We start from the raw sequence: 19,587 nt of genomic DNA, 5'->3' as shown, positions 1-19,587 counted from the left end.
CGCCTTCCACTCGTCCGCGGCGGAGCCTCGGCGGCGCCCGGCGCGTCGAGCGCGGGCGCCACGGCCATGGCGGTCACCAGGCACGCGGACGCGGCGGCCGGCAGCCAGAGCCGCACGCGCCGGCCGGCGAGCCGGCCGTAGAACCGGGCGAGCGTCGGGTCCGACGCCGGGCGCATCATCGTGGCGGCGCCCTCGCCGAAGCGCGTCTCCAGGCCGGCGATCTCCGCCATGGCGGCGGCCGGATCGGCCACCCGGGCGCCGATGAGGATCGTGCGCACCTCCTCCTCCGGCCGCCCTTCCAGCCGCATCAGCGCGTAGGCGACCCGGGAGGCGGGCGGGAGCGCGTTCAGCTCGGTGGTGAAGGCGACGTCGGAGCCCCGCGTGACGGCGGGCACCGCCTCCATCGTGGCGAGCCGTCCGGACCACGGCATGATCTTCTTGCGCAGGGCCCGCCGCAGGAGCGCCTGCCGCAGGCGGAGCTGATCCCGCCCACGGTGACGGTCGAGCGCGGCGGCGGCGAGCCGGTGCGCGAGCACCAGCCGCCGGCCCTCGCCGGCCGACGGGGGGAGGGCCAGGTAGGCGAGCCAGACCAGGTCGCGGTACGGCCGCGCCAGGCTCCTGCTGCCTCGGATGGACCGTCGCAAGGCGCTCCTCACTACATGTGACGAAGAGAATGCATACCGCGACAGCAGGGTAGTTGCGGATGTTCCGCGCATGGGCCGGATGCCGAAAATCGCCCGCTCCGGCGCGCGGCTTCAGACCAGAGCCTCGATCGCGTCCAGCAGCGACTCCAGCGTGGCGTCGTCCGTGGCCGGCGACATGACGGTGAGCCGGAGGTGGCGGACGCCGCCGAGCTCGGTGGAGGTCAGGTAGAACGAGCCGTCGTCCATGAGCCGCTCGCGCAGCGCCGCCTGGTCGGCGTCGCCGTACCGGAAGCAGACGATGTTGCTCTCCGGCTCGTACGGCAGGACGAACCCCTCCCTGCGCCGTGCCAGCTCCCAGAACCGATGGGCGGCCGCGTACCGGCGCGACACCTGCTCGCCCAGCCCGCGCTCGCCCCGCCAGGCCAGGTTGAGGAAGATCTTCAGGCCCAGCTCGCCCTTCGTGCATTCGAGCGTACGGGAGAGCAGGTCGAACCCCTGATCCCCGTAGAACAGATAGCTGGCCTCCTGCTTGAAGGCGGCGTCGAGGTCGCGTTCGTCGCGGACCAGGACGGCCGCCGCCAGCGACGCGGTCGCCAGCATCTTGTGGGCGTCCCAGATGACCGAGTCCGCCAGCCCGATGCCGTCGAGCAGGTGCCGGTGGCCGTCGGCGAGCAGGGCGGACGCGCCGTGGGCGGCGTCCACGTGGAACCAGACGCCCCTGGCCCGGCACCACTCGCCGATCGCCCGCAGGTCGTCGTGGAGACCGGTGCCGGTGGCGCACGCGGAGGCGACGAGCGCCATCACCCGCTTCCCCGAGTGCTCATTTCCGGAAATGTCAGGCAATCGGGCGGGGATGATCCGCCCCAGCGCGTCCGTCTCCACGGCGACCATCGCCCGGCTGCCCAGGCCCAGGATGGAGGCCGCGCGGGAGACCGAGTAGTGCGCGGAGCCCGGCGCGAGGATCACCAGGTCGCCGGGCACGCCCTCGTCCCACGCCGCGGGCGCCGCCCGGGCACGGGCCGCCAGGAGCGCCGTCAGGTTGGCCAGCGAACCCCCGCCCGTCAGCACGCCGCCGCCGCGCGGGAACCCCACCTTGGCCAGCATCCACTTCAGGACCTCCAGCTCGACCGTGGTGGCGGGCGCGCCCATCTCGTACACGGCCGCGAGGTTGTTGGCCGTCCCGTGCACGAAGTCGGCCAGGGCGGCCGGGAAGTCCGGCGCGGCGTCCTGATGGGCGAGGTAGGCGGGATGGTGCAGCCGCGTCCCCTCCGCCAGGTACGTCCTGATGAAGCCTCGGTACGTCTCCGCCGTCAGGCCGCCCTTCGCGATCAGCTCCGCCAGCCCGAGCCGCTCGGCCAGCTCGCCGGACGGCCGCCGCGCGAGCACGGGGACGTCCCCCCGGCGGCTCTCCGCCACGTACGCCGCCAGCTCCTCCACGGTGACCCCGGCCGCTCGCACGAACTCCTCGATGCTCCACATAACCGGTCATCATCGCCGTGCCACCGAGGATGCTCCAGCCCCGCGCCTCACGAGGCCCGGCTGCGCCGCTCCGTCGGAGTGATCCCGTGGATGCGCTTGAACGCCACACTCAGGGCGAAGGCGTTGGCGTACCCGACGCGGCGGGCGATGGCGCTCACCGTGGCGTCGCTCTCGCGCAGCAGGTCGGCCGCGAGCGCGATGCGCCACCCGGCGAGATAACGCATCGGCGGCTCGCCCACCCGCGCCGTGAACCTGCGCGCGAACGCGGCCCGCGACACCCCCGTCCTGGCCGCCAGGCTCGCCACGGTCCACGGGTGGGCCGGGTCGTCGTGCAGCAGCCGGAGGGCCTGATCGACCACCGGATCGCCCATCGCGCGATGCCACTCGGGCACCGTCCCGCCCGGCCGGTCGAACCAGCTCCGCAACGTGGCGCCGAGCATCACGTCGAGCAGCCGGTCGAGCACCACCTGCTGCCCGGGAACGTCCCTCGTCACCTCCCCGGCCACCAGGTCGAGCAGCGGCCGGTGGCGGTCGCCGCCCGCGACCACCAGGACCTCGGGCAGCGCCCGCAGCAGCCGCTCGGTGACGCCCGCGCCGTCGTAGGCGCCGCCGAGCAGCAGCGCCGCGCCGTCCTGGCGCGCGCCGCAGGTGCGCGCGGCCAGGGGAACGGCCGCGGGGTCGCAGTAGTCGGCCGCGGTGACCACGTGACGCGGCGGCGCGTCGTTCGCCAGGGCCGGATCGTCGGCCACGGTGAACGGCTCCGGGCCGCGTACGACCGCCACGTCCCCCGTGCCGAGCGGCACCGGCGGGCCCGCGGCGGGGACCAGCCACGCGCGCTGCCGCACCATGGTGATCAGCGTCAGCGGAGCGCCCGCGGCGAACCGCAGCGACCACGGCGGATCCAGCACCGCCTGCCCGAAGAGCGCCCCCCGAGCTCGCACGCCGTCCATGAGCCCGGTCATGAACTGGTCCGATACGTCCACGCCGCCAACCTAGACGCTCGGACATCCGCGTGAGCCGCCCAGGTATGGTTCCTCGCCGGGCCGCTGCCGTTGACTGGCCGCATGACTGAACAACCGATTCTGGTGGTGGGCGGCACGGGCAAGTCCGGCGGGCGGGTCGCGTCCAGGCTGCGGTCCCGTACGTCCGCGGTCCGCGTGGCCGCGCGCTCCGGCGACGTTCGTTTCGACTGGACCGACCGGGCCACCTGGGACCCCGCTCTCGACGGCGTCAAGAGCGTGTACGTGGTGCCGCTCGACGGCGCGCTGCTCACCCGGCCCTTCGTCGAGCGGGCGGTGCGGCTCGGCGTGGACCGGCTCGTGCTGCTGTCGGGGCGCGGCGTGGACGTGCCCGGCTACGCGGACGACTCCGGGGCCGCGGGCGCGACCCACCTCGACGGTGAGGACGCGGTGCGCGGCAGCGGCCTGCCGTGGACGATCCTCCGGCCCGGCTGGTTCGCCCAGAACTTCAGCGAGGGCTTCTTCCGCGAAGCGGTCCTGGCCGGGGAGCTGAGGCTGCCGGCGGGCGACGGCGCGGCCAGCTTCGTGGACGCCGCCGACATCGCGGACGTCGCCGTCGCCGCGCTCACCGAGGACGGCCATGCCGGACGGACGTACGAGCTGTCCGGGCCGCGCGCCCTGACGATGGCCGGAGTGGCCGCCGAGATCTCCGCGGTGACCGGCCGCGAGGTCCGGTACGTGCCGCTCACGCCGGACGCGTTCGTCGCCGAGCTGGTCGAGCAGGGGTGGCCGGAGGCCGGCGCCAAGGAGTACGCCGATTCGGTGGCGCCGCTGCGGCTGGGCAAGGACGCCTACCTGTCGGACGGCGTGCGGCAGGCGCTCGGCAGGCCCGCCCGCGACTTCACCGCCTTCGCACGGGAGGCCGCCGCCGCGGGCGCCTGGCAGGCCTGACGTCCGGCGCGGCCGCCCGCCCGCGCCGGCAGAGAGACGGCGCAGAGCCGGCGCGGACCCCGGCACAGAGCCGGCGCAGAGCCCGACGCGGCCTCCGGCGCAAACCAGGCGCGGGCTACGCGTCCGGGGCCGTTCCCGCGCTCTCGTGGAGCCGGTCGAGGCGGGCCAGCTCGTCCTGGGAGAGCGGCAGCGCCCCGGCGGCCACGTTCGCGACCAGGTGGGCGGGGTTGCCGGTGCCCGGGATGGCCAGCACGTTCGGGCCGCGCCGCAGCGTCCACGCCAGCCGCACCTGCGCGGCCGTCGCCCCGTGCGCCCGGGCCACGGCGAGCACCTCCTCGCCGTCCGCCGCGACCGCGCCGCGCTCCCGCCCCTCGCCGGCGATCGCGAAGTACGGCACGAACGCGATGCGCCGCTCGCCGCACTCCCGCAGGAAGGCGTCGTCCTCGGGCCGGGCGTCGATCCCGTACCGGTTCTGCACGCACACCACGGGCGCGATGGCCAGGGCCTCGGCGAGGTGCTCCGGCGTGACGTTCGACAGGCCGAGGTGCCGGATCAGCCCGGCCTCGCGCAGCTCGGCCAGCGCGCCGAAGTGCCCGGCGATCGAGCCGGACGCCGTGCGCGACGGGACACGCAGGTTCACCACGTCCAGGTGGTCGCGGCCGAGCTGGCGCAGGTTCTCCTCGACCTGGCCGCGCAACTGCTCCGGCGTGGCCCACCACCACTCGCCCGACGGGTCCCGGCCGGGGCCGACCTTGGTGGTGATCACAAGATCGTGCGGGTACGGCGCCAGCGCCCGGCCGATCAGCTCGTTGGCCGAGCGCAGCGGCGAGAAGTAGAAGGCGGCCGTGTCGATGTGGTTCACGCCGAGCTCGATCGCCCGCCGCAGCACGGCGATCACCCGCTCGCGCTCGCTCGGCGACCCGTCGGCGTTGCCCGTCAGGCGCATCGCGCCGAACCCGATACGGTTGACGGTCAGGTCGCCGAGCCGCCAGGTGCCCGATGCCGACGCGGTGATCGTCTCTGGGGTCATGGCGCGGAGTCTGCCACAGGATCCCCGGATGAAACCCGGAACGCGGCAGCTCGTCACACTTGCCCGGCTCGCAACGTCACTGGAGTGACGGACCGCGACACGAGGGTGGAGCCTGATGAGCGAGCACGAGTTTCTGGCCGGCCGATTCGAGGCCCACCGGGGACACCTGAAAGCCGTGGCGTACCGGATGCTGGGGTCGCTGAGCGAGGCCGACCTCACGGCGCGAGGACCCGCTGGAGACGCACCTGCCCGACCCGGTGGTGAGCCCCGCGAACGGCCGTGAGCTGGACCCGGAGCAGGCCGGGCTGGCCTTGCTCGTGGTGCTGGAGTCGAACCCCACCGAGCGGCTGGCGTTCGTGCTGCATGACATGTTCGGGGTGCCGTTCGAGGAGATCGCCCCGCTCGTGGGACGGTCGCCGACGGCGGCCAGGCAGCGACTGACAGCGTCTCCAGGCGTCTCCAGGCGTCTCCAGGCGTCTCCAGGCGTCTCAGGGCGGCGCTCGGGCTCACTTGGCGGTGGGCCGGGCGCGGACGTGCATGCGCTCGCCCTGGAACCCGAACAGGGCGAGGACCTCGGTGGGCGCGGTGCCCGGGTTGACGAAGGCGTGCGGCGTATGGGTGTCGAACTCGGCCGCCTCGCCCGGCATGAGGATCACCTCGTGCTGCCCGAGGAGCAGCCGCAACCGGCCCGACAGGACGTAGAGCCACTCGTAGCCCTCGTGGACCTGCTGCTCGGGCTCGTATCCCGGCCAGCCGGGCGGATAGATCTGCTTGAACGCCTGGATCCCGCCGGCCCTGCGGCTCAGCGGCAGGATCGTCATGCCGTTGCGCTTGATCGGCCGCAGGTGCACGCGCGGGTCGCCGGTCACCGGCGCGCCGATCAGCTCGTCGAGCTGCACCTGATGGGCGCGGGCCAGCGGCAGCAGCAGCTCCAGGGTCGGCTTGCGCTGCCCCGACTCCAGGCGCGACAGGGTGCTGATCGAGATGCCGGTGCCCTTGGACAGCTGCGCCAGCGTGGTGCCGTGCTCCTGGCGCAGCGCCCGCAGCCGCGGGCCCACCGCCTGGAGGACGTCTTCGAGGTCGTCCATGTCCCTACTTTGCCATTCCGGCAACGATATTTGTCAATTCGGGGATCGGGGGCGGACAGTGGCGCATCGGATGAATCGAGAGGATGCGGGCGATGGACACGAGATACGACGTGGCGGTCATCGGGGGCGGGGCCGCCGGGCTGAGCGGGGCGCTCGCCCTGGGCCGGGCGCGGCGCAGGGTGCTGGTGATCGACGCCGGGCGGCCGCGCAACGCGCCGGCGGCGGGGGTGCACGCGTACCTGGCGCGTGAGGGGGTGCCGCCGCTGGAGCTGCTGGCCGCGGGCCGCCACGAGGTGACGGGGTACGGCGGTGAGATCGTGACGGGCTCGGTCGCCACCGCCGAGCGGCTGGACGGCGGGGGATTCCGGCTCGTGCTCGACGACGGCTCGGTGGTCGAGGCCGGCCGGCTGCTGCTGGCCACCGGCTCGATCGACGAGCTGCCCGGCGTGCCTGGGCTGGCGGAGCTGTGGGGGCAGGACGTGCTGCACTGCCCGTACTGCCACGGCTGGGAGGTGCGCGACCAGCCGATCGGCATCCTGGCGACCGGGCCGCTGGCCGTGCACCAGGCCCTGCTCTGGCGGCAGTGGAGCGCGGACCTGACCCTGTTCCTGAACGGCTGGACCGGGCTGGAGGACGAGCAGCGCGAGCAGCTCGCCGCCAGGGGCATCGCCGTGGTGGCGGAGCGGGTGACGCGGCTCGTGACGACCGAGGGCAGGCTCAGCGGTGTGGAGCTGGAGGACGGCCTTTCGGTGCCGTGCCGGGCGCTCGCCGTCGCCACCCGGGGCAACGCCCGTACGAGCGGGCTGGACGGGCTGGGGCTGGAGACGGAGGAGCAGGTGGGGCTCGGGCACTCCATCGGCGTGCGCGTCACCGTGGACGCGATGGGCGCGACCAGCGTGCCGGGCGTGTGGGCGGCCGGGAACGTGACGAACCTGACCGAGCAGGTCATGGGGTCGGCGGCGGCCGGTGTACGCGCCGGCGCGGCCATCAACGCCGACCTGATCGCCGAGGAGACCCGAACCGCGGTCGCCGCGCACCGCGCCCACGCCGGGCAGGACGCCCACGATGGGCAGGACGCCCACGATGGGCAGGACGCCCACGATGGGCAGGACGCTTACGGGGAGGAGTACTGGGACGCCCGTTACGCTGACCGCCCGCAGATCTGGAGCGGGAAGCCGAACGAGATCCTGGTCCGCGAGGCCGCGGGACTCACCCCCGGCAGGGCGCTCGACCTGGGCAGCGGCGAGGGCGGCGACGCGATCTGGCTGGCCGGCCTGGGCTGGCGGGTCACCGCCGCCGACATCTCCGGCGTCGCGCTCGACCGGGCCGCCGGGCAGGCCAAGGCGGCAGAGGTGCAGGACCGCATCGACTGGCAGCAGCACGACCTGGGCGTGTCCTTCCCCGAGGGCGAGTTCGAGCTCGTCTCCGCCTGCTACCTGCACTCGATGGGCGACATGCCGCGCGACCGCATTCTGCGCACCGCCGCCGCGGCCGTCGTGCCCGGCGGGGTGCTGCTGGTCGCCGGGCACGCGGGGTGGCCGGCCGGCGAGGCGGTGCCGCACCCCGGCGCGCACTTCCCGACGCCGCAGGAGGTGCTCGACGCCCTGGAGCTGCCGGTGGGGGAGTGGGAGGTGCTGCGCGCGGAGGAGTTCGAGCGCGGCTACGTGGGGCTCGACGGCCGGAAAGGCGTCCGCTCGGACAACGTGCTCACGCTCCGCCGGCGCGGCTGACCAGGAAAGACGGCAGCCGGTGCCGGGCGGAGGGTCAGCCGGTGCCGAGTGAGCGGATGCTGCTGAACCGTTCGAGTGCCTGCTCGAAGGCCGCGGGCGAGATCGTGACCCCGCCGCTGAAGGGGAAGTCGAGCTGGTAGACGAGGAACAGCACCATGCCCACCAGCCCGCCCACCACGGCCGCCATGGTGATGTGCACCTTGCGCACCGGGCTGCCGCACACGATCGCGGGCAGCACGGCGATCAGCCCGCACCCGGCCAGGGCGATCCACAGGAGGGGAGGCACGCCGTTGCCGACCATCTGCGCCCTGGCCCTGCGGGCGTCGAGCACGGCCTGGACGCGGGTCATCGCCTGGCCGTACCGCGTGGAGCCGGCGCTGGTCGCCGGCTCGATGGTCTGGAAGAAGGCCCGCAGCTTCTCGGAGGCGCGCCAGGCGGCGGGCGACAAGGTGTGCTGCTCGGCCATGAGCGGCCATTCCTCGCGGATCACCGTGGTGGTGTACTCCTCGGCGAAACGCCGCAACTGCTCCCGCTCCGCGGGGGGCAGGCTGCGGGAGTACCAGTAGACGTCCGCGAGGTTGCTCGCCTCGGTGGAGGTGGTCTGGGCGGCCGAGTTGACCTGGTTCCACGCGGCGACGACGACCAGGCCGACGCTGATCGCGAACAGCGTTCCGACGATGCCGGTGATGAGACCGCTGCCTTCGCGGTAGTCCTGCCGGGTCTGGTCGGAGATGGAGCGGTTGGCGAACCACGCGACCAGACTCGTGACCGTGGCGGCGGCCACGGCCACGAGCAGGCCGATGACGGCGACGAACATGTGACCTCACTCTCTGCGTACAAGTAAACGCAGGGTAGCGATAAGTCAACAGAGAGTCACTATCCAGGGAGGGCCCGATAGGCGGTGCCCTTGCCGGAGAGCCGGGTCGCGGGCGCGCCGGCCGGGATGAACGCCGACTGTCCCGGCCGGAGCGTCAGCGTGCCGCCGAGCGTGGTCTCACCCTCGATGCAGACGACGATCTGGGGCAGGCCGCCTGGCAGGGAGTGTGTCTCCTCGCTCCGCAGGTCGTAGCGGCTCAGGGCGAACTCGGGCACGGGTGGCCGGTAGTGGTGCTCGCCGGCCGCGTCCCCCTCCGGCCGGACCAGGAACGGGTCCGCCGCCGTGAAGTCCACGACCCGCATGAGCTCGGGAACGTCCACGTGCTTGCCGGTGAGCCCGCAGCGCAGCACGTTGTCGGAGTTGGCCATCACCTCGACGCCGATGCCCGCGAGATAGGCGTGCGGGACCCCGGCGCCCAGGTAGAGGGCCTCGCCCGGCCGGAGGTTGACCTCGTGCAGCAGGAGGGCGGCGGTCACGCCGGGGTCGCCCGGGCAGGCACGGGCCAGGTCGCGGTAGACGGCCAGTGTGCCGGCCGACGAGCCGGTCAGCGCCCGCTCGACCTGCTCGCGCACCGGCCGGGCCGCCTCGCCGAGCATCTCGGCGAACACGGTCCGCAGGGCATGGCCGGGCTCCTCGGTCCTGAGCGTGTCGATCCAGTCCTGGAGGTCCGCCAGGCCGAGCAGGTCGAGCAGGTCCGCGGTGGCGGTGGGCTCCCTGAACCCGCACAGCCCGCGGAACGGGGTGATCGCGCACACCATCTCGGGCTTGTGCGAGGCGTCCTTGTAGTTGCGCTCGAAGGCGTCGAGCGGGACGCCGCGCGCCGTCTCGTCGGCGAAGCCGGCCTCGGCCTGCTCGATGGTCGGGTGGACCTGGAGGGACAGCGGGTGCTCGATGGCCAGCACCTTGAGCAGGTACGGCAGCACCGGGCCGAACCGCGCCGCGGACCGCTCACCGACGGTGCCCCCGGGGTCGCGGGCGATGAGCTCGCCGAGCGGGACGCCGTCCACGGTCGAGGGATCGCCGGGATGCGCGCCCATCCAGAGCTCGGCCTGGGGCAGTCCGGTGGGCTCCGTGCCGAACAGGTGCGGCAGTGCGGTCACCGACCCCCAGGCGTACGGGCGGGTGACGGTGGCCAGGCGCATGGGAGCGGCGGCCGGTGGCTGGTCGGGCTGTGGCACGTCGTGGACTCCAATCTCGGTCCAAGGAGCCTAGAACGGGATCGGCGCGTACGCGTAGCCGGGGCCGCTGCTGGACATCGACTATACGTGGGTATAGCTTACTTTTCACATGAACAGTCGGCTATACGATCGAACAGGAGGGTTGTGGTGACCACCGCACCGGACCCCGAGGACCTGACGGCCCGCGCCCGGATCAGGGACGCCGCCATGTGGCACTTCGGCGAGCACGGCTTCGAACGGGCCACGATCCGCGGCATCGCGGAGACCGCCGGAGTCTCCCTGGGCCTGGTACGCCACCACTTCGGCTCGAAGGAGGCGCTGCGCGAGGCCTGCGACGAGCACCTGATGAAGACCGTTCACCGGCTGCACGAGCAGGCCGAGACCGCGGACGGCGGGCTCAACCCGGTCGCCGCCATGGGCCCCTACCAGCGTTACCTCGCGCGGTCGCTGGCGGACGGGTGGGCGGCGCCGCTGTTCGACGAGATGGTCAGGATCGGCGAGCGGTGGCTCGAAGAAGCCGACAAGCGCCGCCCCGACCCGCCCGACGTCGACGCCAGGTCCAGGTCCGCGGTGATCGCCGCCATGGCGCTGTCGGTCGCCGTCCTGTCCCCGCACGTCTCGCGCGGGCTGGGCGTCGACGTGGCCACCCCGGAAGGCGAGACCAAGCTGCTGCGGGTGCTGCTCGACGTCTACTCCCATCCCGTGCTCACGCCGGAGGAGGCCGCCGCCGCCCGGGCGGCCCTCGATCGTAGCCGGGCGACCTGAACCATGAGGAGCACATCATGACCGACGCCATCACCGTGTCCGGGCTGGCGAAGACCTTCGGCAGGACGCGGGCCCTGGACGGCCTCGACCTCACCGTACGCACCGGCGAGGTGCACGGCTTCCTGGGGCCGAACGGCGCGGGCAAGAGCACCACGATCCGGATCCTGCTCGGCATGGTCCGCGCCGATGCCGGCCGGGCCGGGCTGCTCGGCGGCGATCCCTGGACGCAGGCGGCCGACCTGCACCGGCGGCTGGCGTACGTGCCGGGCGACGTGACGCTGTGGCCCACCCTGTCAGGCGGGGAGGCGATCGACCTGCTCGGACGCCTGCGCGGCGGCCTGAACCGGCGGCGCAGGGCGGACCTGCTGGAGCGCTTCGCCCTCGACCCGCGCAAGAAGGGCGCCGCCTACTCCAAGGGCAACCGGCAGAAGGTGGCCCTGGTGGCCGCGCTGGCCTCGGACGCCGAGCTGCTCATCCTGGACGAGCCCACCTCCGGTCTCGACCCGCTGATGGAGGAGGTGTTCAGGGAGTGCGTCAGGGAGGAGCGGCGGCGCGGCGACCGTACGGTGCTGCTGTCGAGCCACATCCTGGCCGAGGTCGAGGCGCTGTGCGACCGGGTCACGATCATCCGTGACGGGCGGAGCGTGGAGACCGGCACCCTCGCGGACCTGCGGCACCTGACCCGCACCTCGATCGAGGCCGAGCTGGCCGGCCCGCCGGACGGCCTGGCCGGGCTGCCCGGCGTGCACGACCTGCGCGCCGACGGCGGCCGCGTCCGGTTCACCGTCGACACGGCCGCCCTCGATCCGGCGCTGCGCCGGCTCACCGAGGCGGGCGTGCGCAGCCTGGTCAGCCGACCGCCGACGCTGGAGGAGCTGTTCCTGCGCCATTACGACACGCACGCGGCCCCGGCGGGCCTGGCCGGTTGACCGGCGTCCGGCCGCCGGACCCGGCGGGTCAAGTGGCGTCCTGCCGCCGGGCGCGCGGGCCGAGCAGGACGGGCATGGCGCGCGTGCTGTTGCCCAGCAGGGTGTCCAGCGGCGGCAGCTCCTCCGGCGGCGCGGCCGCCGCCATGCCGGGGAACGCCTCGAACAACGCCGTCAGCGCGATCTCCGCCTCCAGCCTGGCCAGCGGCGCGCCCAGGCAGAAGTGCGGCCCGTGCCCGAACGCCAGGTGGGGGGCCGGCGCGTTGGTCACGTCGAAGCGGTGCGCGGCCTCGCCGTACTGGCCGGGATCGCGCCCCGCGGAGGCGAAGCAGGCCAGTACGGGCTCGCCGGCCCGCAGCGGCACGCCGTCGATCTCGATGTCGCGCACGGCGTACCGCATCGGGAAGTAGGCGATCGGCGAGTCCCAGCGCAGCGTCTCCTCCACCGCCGCGCTGTACGGGCACTCGCCCGACCGCAGCAAATCGAGCTGGCCCGGCACGTTGAGCAGCGCGCCGATGGCGTTCGTGATGAGGTTCACCGTCGTCACGTGGCCGGCGATGAACAGCAGCTCGATCGTGGCGTACAGCTCGTCGTTCGACAGCCGGCCGCCGTCCTTCTCCCGCAGGGTGATCAGGTCGGTGATCAGGTCGTCCCCCGGGGCGCCCCGGCGCTCGTCGATGATCTGCCCGAGCAGCTCGTGCAGCCGCTCGCGCACCTGCGGGCTGTCCTCCAGCGAGCCGACCTGGGCCATGGCGTCGCTGAGCTCGTGCAGCTCGTCCTGGTGGGCGGCTGGGATGCCGATCATCTCGGAGATGACCTCGCGCGGCAGCGGATAGGCGAACTCCATCCGCAGGTCCACCGGCTCGTCAGGGGGCAGCTCCGCCAGCCGGTCGATCAGCCGCTCGGTGAGCGCGGTGATCTTGGGCCGGAGCTGCTCCACCCGGCGCGGGGTGAACGCGGTGGCCATCGGGCTGCGCAGCCGCCGATGGTCGTCGCCCTCCGCGTTGAGCATGGAGGTGTCGGTGACGATGCGGTCGATGGCCGTGCCCGGCGTCAGGTTCGCGCGGGCGGCCGGGGACCAGTGGCGCAGCTCCCTGGACAGGTTCGGATGGGTCAGGACGGTCATCAGCGTGGCGTACGTCGTGGCGGCCCAGGCGGGCACCCCCTCCGCCGCGACGGGCACGAGCGGACCGGCCGCGCGCAGCCGGTCGTTGTCGGCGTGCAGGTCGGGCGAGGCGGGATCGAGCACGAAACGGCCGGTGCCGAGGTGCCCGTCCGGCGCCGCGTGACCCACCGGGCAGCGGCTCTCCGAGCCGAGCGCGTCGACGTCCCCGGCGTCGCCGCTCTCGTCGGAGGACGCCGGGTCGAGGATGGAGCGGCTGTCGTTGGTCATGGGTCATCCCGTCCGTCGTGGGCCGACCGCCAGCGCGGTCACGTCGATGCCGGGGTCCTGGTCGAGGTAGAGGTCGCGGACGAGCTCGCCGGCGGCGGGTGCGTTGCACAGGCCGTGGCCGGAGAAGCCGGTCGCGTACAGGAACGCCGGCGGGCCCGGCTGGTGGCCGATGAAGGCCCTGCGGTCGGGGCTGGCGTCGCGCAGGCCGGTGACGGCCGTGTGCAGCGCGATCCCCGCCAGGCTCGGGTACGTGGTGGCGAGCTGCGCGGCCACCCCGCGGCGCCAGGCCTCCCTGTCGGGACCCGGATAGCCCATGCCGATCAGCAGCCGGTCGCCGCGCAGCCGGATGAGCAGGCCGCTGGCCGCGTGCAGGGTCACCGGGACCTCGGGCGTGCCGGGCGGCAGCGGGTCGGTGGTGAGCAGCTCCTGCTCGATCGGCTCGGTGAGTGGCAGGTCCACGCCCGCGCAGCGGACGAGCGAGGCCGACCAGGCGCCGGCGGCGCACACGATCGCGTCGCCGCGCACCTCGCCGTCGGCGGTCTGCACGGTCCCCGTCCCGGTGTCGATGCCGGTGACAGGACATCCGGTACGCAGGTCCGCCCCGGCCCGCCTGGCCGCCTCCGCGTACGCGGTGACGATGGCGGTGGTGTCGGAGATGTAGGCCTGCGGCGAGAACGCGGCCCCGGCCAGCGGCAGGTCGCCGATGAGCGGGTTGCGCTCCTTGGCCTCGGCCACGCTGATCAGCCCGACGTCCACCCCGGCGGCGTGCTGATCGGGCAGGTCGGCCTCGAACGCGCTGACCTGGTCGGGCTCGCTGAACAGCACCAGGTAGCCGACCTGCCGCAGCGGCAGGTCGATGCCCGGCCTGCTGGGAAAGGCCCGGTAGGCCTCCAGGCTGCGCACGGCCAGCGCCGAGCTGACGGGATTGCCGGCGAAGTACGACCTCACCACGTCGGCGGTGGCGCGCGAGGCGCCGGAGCCGAGCTCGCCCCGCTCCAGCAGCGTGGTCTCGACGCCGGCCTCCGCCAGGTGGAAGGCGATCGACAGCCCGATCACGCCGCCGCCGACGACCACCACGCGCGAGCCGCTCACGCCGGCTCCGTGGTGCGGCGCAGGCTCTCGCCCGCCTCCCAAGGGAACAGGTGCAGGTTCCAGCCGCCCAGGCAGTTGCAGTAGAGCGCCATGTGCGCCATGACCGCGACGAAGTCCTCATGGCAGTCGAGCCGCTCCAGCCCGTCCAGCAGCCGCTGCGTGAAGCCCCACAGGGTGTCCAGGCCGCAGTAGCCGAGGAACTCCGCAGGCGTGTGCGCGAGCTGGCGGGTCATCTGGCGCAGCCACGGCATCGGCATGCCGTCCAGCGCGGCGCGGACGAGGCCGCCGTAGCAGCTGTAGCCGAGCGGGCGCGTCTCGCCGTTGACGAACAGCAGCGTCGTCAGGACCGTCTCGTAGCTGCCCGCCCCCGAGGGGATGCGGCCCTGGTGCAGGTCGACGAGCTCGCGCGGCGGGTCGAGCCAGATGCGCTCGGTCTCGGCGTGCACGTCGGCGGCCAGCGCGTTGAGCTGCGGGTCGCCGATGGGCAGCCGGGGCAGCACGTGGCCGCCGGCCTCGCCCGCGCGGCGCACCTCGGCGATCACCGGCTGCTTGGTGGTGTACACGGCGTTCCACACGTCCCGGCCGGCCTGGGTCAGGGCGTCGAGGTCGTCTTCGACGACCTGGCCGATCGGGGTGGCGGTCATGGGCTCCGTGAGCTCCCCGTACTTGATGCCCAGGTGCTGCAAACGGGAGCAGAACAGGGTGCCGTCGGGCACGGTGCGCCGGTCCACCTTGTACTCCGCGGGAGTGTGCAGCAGCGTATGAACCGGGGCGAGGTGGTACAGGTGGTACCCGGCCACCAGGGCATGTCCTTGCAGGCTGCGGTAAGGCAGCGCGTCCCACAGGCACTGGGCCAGTGCGGGGTTGCGCTGGTCGAGTTCGGCGGCCACGGTGATGTCGAGGCCAGGCCAGCTGATTTCAACACGCTTCGTTTCGTTCACAATACGTCACTCTATAGTCACGTTTTGTGGCGATACTGGCGGGGGCGGCGTATTTACCGCGACATGACCTCGTCCGGGCGTCGGCCCAGCAGCGCCCAGCTCCGGTCGTCGCCCCAGATGGAGCGCGCGTCCACGTACGGCCGCAGCAGCGCCGTGAGCTGCGGATCCCCGCGCCCGGCGAGCTCGTCCGAGGCGATCTTGCGGGCCACCCCCGCCATGACGTCGCCGACCTGCACCCTGGCGTCCAGGCGCGACTCGATCAGCCGCAGCCCGGCCAGCCGGCGCTCGCTGAGCAGCTCCCGCAGCTGCGCGATGCGCTCGTCGGTCAGCGTCGTCTGCCGGTCGTGGATCACGGAGACGGGCCGGCCGCCCCGGCCCCAGTAGGCGACGGTGCTGACGATGCCCGGGATGAGCGGGTCGAGGGCCGGGAAGACGTGCGGGTCGGCCAGGAGCCGTTCGCGGAACGACTCGACCCGTGCCCTGGCCCGCCACAGCCGCTCCACGATCGCGCCCGCCCGGCCGCCCGCGCCGCGCAGGTCGCCGACCAGCCGGAAGGCGTCCTCGACGGACGTGGTGATCCCTTGCCCGTTCTTGGCGCGCAGCAGGTAGTTGAAGGAGTCGAGGAACGCCGTCCACCGCTCGGCGCCGAACGCCGCCGGGCCCTCGCGGTAGAGGTCCACGGCCGTGGCCCTGACCTCCGGGTCCGCGCGCAGCCCGATGCCGGGCAGGCCGCCGGCTTCTCCGTCGCCTTCGGCGAGCAGCTCGGCGACCTTGCCGACGGCGAAGAAGGGCTTGTCGGCCAGGAACACGTGGGCGTTGCCGAGCACGGGACCGGCCGGCCCGAGCAGCCACCTGAGCGTCGTCAGATGCCTCTCGCGCAGGATGTGGCCCGCTTTGTACTCGGAGGCGAGGGACGGCGCCCGCGCCCGCAGCTCCGCGATGCAGTCCGCCGCGGCCGCCGGATCCATCCCCACGCCCGCGTGCGCGAAGACGTCGGTGTTGCCGCCGACGAGTTTCTCGCCCTCCGCGCCGGACTCGTCACACGCGATCTCGAGGGGTTGCGCCACGACTACCGAATCTAGCCAACGCACCCGGCCACCGGCGAGACAATTTCCGCTTCACGGGGCGATTCCGGACGTTACGCCTGAGCGCCGTTCGGCGGTGGAGCAAGGTCATCCAGGGGGCGATCTCAGGTCACGCTCGGGCGTCCAGGCCTGGAGGAACCGCAGCGCCTGGGCGGCGGACGAGCCGGGCGGTCAGGCGCTTGTCGTGGGGTGGGCGGCGGTGAGCGGGTTCCAGGCCAGCGCGGCATCGGAGACGCCGGTGGTGCGGCCCTGTTCCAGCCGGGTGCAGTGGTCGACGCCGAAGCCTGCCTGACGCTCGCGATAATCGCTGGCCGGCACTCCAGACAGTCGCCAGGATGATGCGATGAACGTCTCCACGACCGGTTCCGAGGCGCCCCTGACCGCCTTCTCGTACGTCCACCGGATCACGAAGTACGACCCGGCGGACCGCGACGAGCACGGCCACTACGTCGGCGCTGAGGACGTGTGCAGCGATCACGGCCCGGTCGAGGCGGCCTACCTGGCGGCGGTGGCCGCTTTCGCCGAGGAGAGCGGCGTCACCTGCCTCACGATCCGGGATCCGGAGGTGACGGGCTTGGTCACCTTCGGGGTCGAACCCCCGATCGAGGGCCACGGCCTGGCCGGTCTGTTCCCGCCCGACCTGACCGGCTACCACGACGGCGCGCAGGTGCCCGTCGCCGTCGCCCTGGAGCTGGTACGGGCGATGCTGCGCGACAACGGCGCCTGGTGCCGCCTCGAGGCCGAAGACCGATTCTTCGTCCACGTCGGTCACGACCAGTACGTCTTCGTGGGCAGCGCACTGCCGTGCCCGCACGCGGTGACACTCGCCCACCGGCGGGGCCTCTTCGCCGAGCCCATCGACCGGTCACCGTACGAGCCGGAGCTCGATGAGGACGATCCTGCGCGGCGACGCCCGGCCGACGCGGCGTTCTGGGCCGACCTGGAGTCGCTCATCAGCCGGCGCGGCGCAGTGGTGCTGGAGGAGGGCCACGTCCACAACGCCGCACGCTGGCACCGGCTCGCGACCCCCGGCGAGGTCGCCACGCTACGGGCCCGGCTCGCTCCCCGGGCCAGGCTGCTGGTCTGGCCTGACCTGTCGGCCGACGTGGACGCGACGCTTGCCGCCCTGCCCGATGAGGGCCTCTGCGAAATCGTCTGGCAGAGCGCGCAGGGGCACATCAGCAGCCTGACGGTCGATGACGCGCACGATCCGGCGCTGACCGCCCTCCTGACCGGCGCACGCGCGGTGCTGGCCGTCTCCTGCCTGGACGACGAGCGCCGGCCACTGATGGCCGCCGTGCTACCCGACCCCGACGGGGTGCTTCGCGCACGCTGGACACCGTGATGCCGGACAGCGCCGGCGCTCCTGGCGTGTGACAGGTGATGCCAATTCCGTGTCGTGTGGCCAGGGTCGCCTCACCTTCAAGCTATGTCACAGATTGCAGTCATAAAACTACTGTCAGTTAGGCAAGCAAGAGGTCCCCGGGAGGCGGTGAAGGCACCGCCCCCGCGACGAAGGAGCAACCGCATGCCCGACGTCCTCGACCGCAAACTGCAGAGGGCTTTCACCCTGTTCCAGGGGAACGACAAGTCCGCCCCGATCGACCGGAGCTACTTCGCCGGCCTGGCCCACCACCAGGCGGCCACGTTCCCTGGCGCTCCCGCCTCGAAGATCGAGGACCTTGAGGAATCGTTCACCACGTTCTGGGATCGCTATCTCGTGAAGAGGTCGGCCGCCGACGGGACGCTCACCGGCGAGGGATTCACGTCCGCGATCACCTCCGCCCTCGACACCGACCGGGAGGCGTTCCTGTCCGACATGATCAATATCGGCAGGTGCTGGTTCGCCGTGGCCGACACCAACGGCGATCACGTCATCAAGAAGGACGAGTACATCAGGATGTACGGATCCCTGTTCCCGCTCACCGCGGGGGAGATCGCCACCGGCTTCGCGAAGATGGATCGCGACGGAAACGGCGTGATCAGCCATGACGAGATCCGCGCCGCGACGCTCGAATACTGGACGAGCAACGATCCCGAAGCTCGCGGCAACTGGCTGTTCGGCCCCTTCGAGTGATCTTGCTTCGCTGACGCTCGAATGAGCCGAGTACGCGAGGTGACGCAGATGACCGGCCCCGACATCCTCTCCGCTGAGTACGCGGCTGATCCCTATCCCTTCTACCGGGAGATGCTCGCCTCCTTCCCGGTCTACCGCCACCCGGCCACCGGCTACCACCTCATCAGCCGTCACGCCGAGGTGACCCGGGTGCTGCAGGAGCCGCCGTTCACCAACGAGATCTACGCCTGGCAGCTCGAACCGGTCGCGGGCGGGCGGACGATCGTGCAGATGGACGGGGAGGAGCACGCCTGCTACCGGAAGCTGATGGGCGCCCCGCTGCGCGGATCGAACTTCCGTGAGTGGATCGTCCCCGAGATCGAGCGCATGTCGGCCGGGCTCATCGAGGCTTTCCTGGACCGTGGCCGGGCGGACCTGCGTACGGACTACGCGGACGTGATGCCCGCCGAGGTGGTGTCCACGCTGCTCGGCCTGCCCGAGCAGAACCGGTCGAGGTTCCGGCGCTGGTTCGTGAACATCAACGCGTTCATGTCCAACTTCGCGAACGACCCCGCCGTCACCGCTGCCGGGCTGGCCGCCAGGGCGGAGATGGCCGACTATCTGCGCCCCCTCATCGAGGATCGGCGGGCACGTCCCCGCGACGACCTGCTGTCGGCCTTCTGCAACGCGGAGATCGACGGCGTCCCGCTCAACGATCAGCAGATCCAGGCGCACTGCTCGACCCTCATCGCGGCGAACGGGGACGGGACGAGCGCCACGATCGTCTACACGCTGAAAGAGCTGCTCCTCCGTCCCGAACACCTCCAGGCCGCACTGCACGACAGAAGCCTGATCGATCGGATGCACCTGGAGGCGACCCGGCTGAACCCGCCGGTCCACATGCTCCTGCGCTTCACCGCAGCGGACGTGGACCTGCCCGGCGGGCACATCCCCGCCGGGTCGACCGTCGCCTGCATGGTCGCGGCCGCCCAACGGGACCCCGCCCGGTTCGACGAGCCCGACGTCTTCAACCCCTACCGTGCGGAGATCGACCCGGCCCGAGACTTCACTCCGGGCGGCTCCATCGTGCACTTCGGCCGGGGGCGGCACTACTGCCTGGGCGCGCACATCGCCCGGATCACCGTCGACATCGCCGTCAACCGGCTGCTCGACGCGCTCCCCGATCTCCGTCTCGCCGAAGGCGCCGACCTGACCGAGAAAGGCATCTTCACCCGCAATCTCGCGCGGCTCCCGATCGCCTTCACGCCCGCACCGCGCGGTACGACCAGGACCGTCCAGCAGAGGGCCGCTCCGGCCGGCCTGGCCTGATCACCCTGCACGACGACTTCGCCGAGCCGCGCCCGAGGGACGGGCGACCATTCCAGGAGAGGGC

Annotated in this window: 18 protein-coding genes and 1 pseudogene; 7 read left to right on the top strand and 12 right to left on the bottom strand. The window is 72.7% G+C overall.

What is annotated here, in order from left to right; all coding sequences use genetic code 11:
• The 3 genes and pseudogenes from ABEA43_RS61395 to ABEA43_RS61385 form a co-directional block, all read right to left on the bottom strand.
• A pseudogene (locus tag ABEA43_RS61395) lies at nucleotides 1–644 on the bottom strand (hypothetical protein); the annotation flags it as partial.
• A 111-nt stretch (nucleotides 645–755) separates the two neighbouring features.
• A complete protein-coding gene (locus tag ABEA43_RS61390; RefSeq protein ID WP_345577953.1) occupies nucleotides 756–2,123 on the bottom strand; it encodes a pyridoxal phosphate-dependent decarboxylase family protein in 1,368 nt (455 codons plus the stop codon).
• Between the two features lie 47 nt (nucleotides 2,124–2,170).
• Entirely contained in the window at nucleotides 2,171–3,085 is a 915-nt protein-coding gene (locus tag ABEA43_RS61385) for an AraC family transcriptional regulator (protein WP_425570668.1), read from the bottom strand.
• 102 nt (nucleotides 3,086–3,187) lie between these two features.
• On the opposite strand from ABEA43_RS61385, the gene ABEA43_RS61380 reads away from it, so the two are divergent.
• The gene (locus ABEA43_RS61380) at nucleotides 3,188–4,033 is read left to right on the top strand and encodes an NAD(P)H-binding protein (RefSeq protein ID WP_345577949.1); all 846 of its coding nucleotides are present in this window, start codon (nucleotides 3,188–3,190) and stop codon (nucleotides 4,031–4,033) included.
• A gap of 115 nt (nucleotides 4,034–4,148) precedes the next feature.
• Here the strand turns inward: ABEA43_RS61380 and ABEA43_RS61375 are convergent, their stop codons facing one another.
• The gene (locus ABEA43_RS61375; RefSeq protein WP_345577946.1) at nucleotides 4,149–5,063 is read right to left on the bottom strand and encodes an oxidoreductase; all 915 of its coding nucleotides are present in this window, start codon (nucleotides 5,061–5,063) and stop codon (nucleotides 4,149–4,151) included.
• Between the two features lie 506 nt (nucleotides 5,064–5,569).
• Entirely contained in the window at nucleotides 5,570–6,151 is a 582-nt protein-coding gene (locus tag ABEA43_RS61365) for a helix-turn-helix domain-containing protein (protein ID WP_345577944.1), read from the bottom strand.
• 92 nt (nucleotides 6,152–6,243) lie between these two features.
• On the opposite strand from ABEA43_RS61365, the gene ABEA43_RS61360 reads away from it, so the two are divergent.
• Complete coding sequence (locus ABEA43_RS61360) at nucleotides 6,244–7,881, top strand: FAD-dependent oxidoreductase (RefSeq protein ID WP_345577941.1); 1,638 nt, start codon at nucleotides 6,244–6,246, stop codon at nucleotides 7,879–7,881.
• A gap of 34 nt (nucleotides 7,882–7,915) precedes the next feature.
• Here the strand turns inward: ABEA43_RS61360 and ABEA43_RS61355 are convergent, their stop codons facing one another.
• Together ABEA43_RS61355 and manA are read right to left on the bottom strand one after the other, a co-directional pair.
• The gene (locus tag ABEA43_RS61355; RefSeq protein ID WP_345577938.1) at nucleotides 7,916–8,698 is read right to left on the bottom strand and encodes a bestrophin-like domain; all 783 of its coding nucleotides are present in this window, start codon (nucleotides 8,696–8,698) and stop codon (nucleotides 7,916–7,918) included.
• 59 nt (nucleotides 8,699–8,757) lie between these two features.
• A complete protein-coding gene (gene manA, locus ABEA43_RS61350) occupies nucleotides 8,758–9,936 on the bottom strand; it encodes a mannose-6-phosphate isomerase, class I (RefSeq protein ID WP_345577936.1) in 1,179 nt (392 codons plus the stop codon).
• A 147-nt stretch (nucleotides 9,937–10,083) separates the two neighbouring features.
• On the opposite strand from manA, the gene ABEA43_RS61345 reads away from it, so the two are divergent.
• The gene (locus ABEA43_RS61345; RefSeq protein WP_345577933.1) at nucleotides 10,084–10,701 is read left to right on the top strand and encodes a TetR/AcrR family transcriptional regulator; all 618 of its coding nucleotides are present in this window, start codon (nucleotides 10,084–10,086) and stop codon (nucleotides 10,699–10,701) included.
• A 17-nt stretch (nucleotides 10,702–10,718) separates the two neighbouring features.
• Nucleotides 10,719–11,630, top strand: coding sequence for an ABC transporter ATP-binding protein (locus tag ABEA43_RS61340; protein WP_345577930.1), 912 nt, complete (start codon nucleotides 10,719–10,721; stop codon nucleotides 11,628–11,630).
• A 28-nt stretch (nucleotides 11,631–11,658) separates the two neighbouring features.
• Here ABEA43_RS61340 and ABEA43_RS61335 read toward each other — a convergent pair whose 3' ends face one another.
• The 5 genes from ABEA43_RS61335 to ABEA43_RS61315 form a co-directional block, all read right to left on the bottom strand.
• Nucleotides 11,659–13,020, bottom strand: coding sequence for a cytochrome P450 family protein (locus ABEA43_RS61335; RefSeq protein ID WP_345577927.1), 1,362 nt, complete (start codon nucleotides 13,018–13,020; stop codon nucleotides 11,659–11,661).
• A gap of 3 nt (nucleotides 13,021–13,023) precedes the next feature.
• Entirely contained in the window at nucleotides 13,024–14,112 is a 1,089-nt protein-coding gene (locus tag ABEA43_RS61330; RefSeq protein WP_345577925.1) for an NAD(P)/FAD-dependent oxidoreductase, read from the bottom strand.
• Nucleotides 14,109–15,053, bottom strand: a complete 945-nt coding sequence (locus ABEA43_RS61325) for a cucumopine synthase-related protein (protein WP_345577922.1) — start codon at nucleotides 15,051–15,053, stop codon at nucleotides 14,109–14,111. The genes ABEA43_RS61330 and ABEA43_RS61325 overlap by 4 nt, the downstream gene beginning before the upstream one ends.
• A gap of 53 nt (nucleotides 15,054–15,106) precedes the next feature.
• On the bottom strand, nucleotides 15,107–16,120 hold the full coding sequence (locus tag ABEA43_RS61320; RefSeq protein ID WP_345577919.1) for a hypothetical protein: 1,014 nt from the start codon (nucleotides 16,118–16,120) through the stop codon (nucleotides 15,107–15,109).
• A gap of 189 nt (nucleotides 16,121–16,309) precedes the next feature.
• Nucleotides 16,310–16,495 (bottom strand): hypothetical protein, encoded by a 186-nt coding sequence (locus ABEA43_RS61315; RefSeq protein ID WP_345577916.1) that lies wholly within the window; start codon nucleotides 16,493–16,495, stop codon nucleotides 16,310–16,312.
• Between ABEA43_RS61315 and ABEA43_RS61310 the strand changes: the two genes are divergently transcribed.
• From ABEA43_RS61310 to ABEA43_RS61300, 3 genes are all read left to right on the top strand, one after another.
• On the top strand, nucleotides 16,482–17,483 hold the full coding sequence (locus ABEA43_RS61310; RefSeq protein ID WP_345577913.1) for an RNA-binding protein: 1,002 nt from the start codon (nucleotides 16,482–16,484) through the stop codon (nucleotides 17,481–17,483). The two genes, ABEA43_RS61315 and ABEA43_RS61310, sit on opposite strands and share 14 nt — an antisense overlap.
• A 183-nt stretch (nucleotides 17,484–17,666) precedes the next feature.
• On the top strand, nucleotides 17,667–18,215 hold the full coding sequence (locus ABEA43_RS61305) for an EF-hand domain-containing protein (protein WP_345577910.1): 549 nt from the start codon (nucleotides 17,667–17,669) through the stop codon (nucleotides 18,213–18,215).
• A gap of 48 nt (nucleotides 18,216–18,263) precedes the next feature.
• On the top strand, nucleotides 18,264–19,523 hold the full coding sequence (locus ABEA43_RS61300; protein ID WP_345577907.1) for a cytochrome P450: 1,260 nt from the start codon (nucleotides 18,264–18,266) through the stop codon (nucleotides 19,521–19,523).
• Nucleotides 19,524–19,587 lie beyond the last annotated feature (64 nt).

It is taken from the genome of Nonomuraea rosea, assembly GCF_039539705.1.
GTDB lineage: Bacteria > Actinomycetota > Actinomycetes > Streptosporangiales > Streptosporangiaceae > Nonomuraea > Nonomuraea rosea.
This window is presented reverse-complemented; position numbering and strand designations above follow the sequence as displayed.

Excerpts from the sequence above, each read along its gene's own strand:
- ABEA43_RS61390 (WP_345577953.1), bottom strand. The coding sequence starts at position 2,123 with ATGTGGAGCATCGAGGAGTTCGTGCGAGCGGCCGGGGTCACCGTGGAG.
- ABEA43_RS61385 (WP_425570668.1), bottom strand. The coding sequence starts at position 3,085 with ATGACCGGGCTCATGGACGGCGTGCGAGCTCGGGGGGCGCTCTTCGGG.
- ABEA43_RS61380 (WP_345577949.1), top strand. The coding sequence starts at position 3,188 with ATGACTGAACAACCGATTCTGGTGGTGGGCGGCACGGGCAAGTCCGGC.
- ABEA43_RS61375 (WP_345577946.1), bottom strand. The coding sequence starts at position 5,063 with ATGACCCCAGAGACGATCACCGCGTCGGCATCGGGCACCTGGCGGCTC.
- ABEA43_RS61365 (WP_345577944.1), bottom strand. The coding sequence starts at position 6,151 with ATGGACGACCTCGAAGACGTCCTCCAGGCGGTGGGCCCGCGGCTGCGG.
- ABEA43_RS61360 (WP_345577941.1), top strand. The coding sequence starts at position 6,244 with ATGGACACGAGATACGACGTGGCGGTCATCGGGGGCGGGGCCGCCGGG.
- ABEA43_RS61355 (WP_345577938.1), bottom strand. The coding sequence starts at position 8,698 with ATGTTCGTCGCCGTCATCGGCCTGCTCGTGGCCGTGGCCGCCGCCACG.
- ABEA43_RS61340 (WP_345577930.1), top strand. The coding sequence starts at position 10,719 with ATGACCGACGCCATCACCGTGTCCGGGCTGGCGAAGACCTTCGGCAGG.
- ABEA43_RS61335 (WP_345577927.1), bottom strand. The coding sequence starts at position 13,020 with ATGACCAACGACAGCCGCTCCATCCTCGACCCGGCGTCCTCCGACGAG.
- ABEA43_RS61310 (WP_345577913.1), top strand. The coding sequence starts at position 16,482 with ATGAACGTCTCCACGACCGGTTCCGAGGCGCCCCTGACCGCCTTCTCG.
- ABEA43_RS61305 (WP_345577910.1), top strand. The coding sequence starts at position 17,667 with ATGCCCGACGTCCTCGACCGCAAACTGCAGAGGGCTTTCACCCTGTTC.
- ABEA43_RS61300 (WP_345577907.1), top strand. The coding sequence starts at position 18,264 with ATGACCGGCCCCGACATCCTCTCCGCTGAGTACGCGGCTGATCCCTAT.